Source organism: Tepidimonas sp. (assembly GCF_046292505.1).
In the GTDB taxonomy this organism is placed as follows: Bacteria; Pseudomonadota; Gammaproteobacteria; order Burkholderiales; family Burkholderiaceae_C; genus Tepidimonas.
The window spans coordinates 1-549 of sequence record NZ_JBKBQX010000257.1 but is presented as its reverse complement, the minus strand read 5'-3'; the positions used below and the strand labels follow the sequence as shown (position 1 = coordinate 549).

1 protein-coding gene and 1 pseudogene are annotated in these 549 nt (G+C 62.7%); both read left to right on the top strand.

The genetic code is table 11. The features are described 5' to 3' along the window. A pseudogene (locus tag ACK4TH_RS13140) lies at nucleotides 1-316 on the top strand (glycosyl transferase); the annotation flags it as partial. A gap of 35 nt (nucleotides 317-351) precedes the next feature. After that, on the top strand, nucleotides 352-549 hold a 198-nt coding region (locus ACK4TH_RS13135), incomplete at its 3' end, for a DUF1972 domain-containing protein (protein ID WP_409627075.1).

Sequence of the window (549 nt, the reverse complement as noted above, 5' to 3'; positions counted from 1 at the left end):
CGTGCTGTCGGTCTACCGCAAATGGGTGCGGGGCCAGTCACCCAGCGTCGCCGACGCCCTGCATTTTCACCAGCTCGTCTACCGCCGGTTGGTCAGGGGCGTGTTCCACGACGACCAGGCCCGGCGCCTGCTGATGCGCAATAACCGCACCTCCCCGTACCTGTTGGCGGTCGCGCTGGTGGCTATCGTGCCGGCCATCATCTTCTGGTGGAACACCCCGGTGCTGGTGACCTGGTTCGTGCTGTTCATGATTGCCTACGTCGGAGCCTACTTGGCCATGGTTCGCTTCAAGGTGCCCAAGTGGTTGCGCCGATGAGTCCGTGCGTACCGTCATCGGGCAGGGGTCTTCAGGTGGCCATCCTCGGATGCAGGGGCATTCCCGCGAGTTATGGTGGTTTTGAAACCTTTGCAGAAGAAATCGCCACCCGGCTCGTAAAGCTCGGTTTTCGAGTCACCGTTTACGCCGAGGCGGACGGGCCCGCCGTGCGGGAAACGTCATACAAAGAAGTGGTGGTCCGCCATTTGCCCCGTCCCCGCCTGGGGGCATTC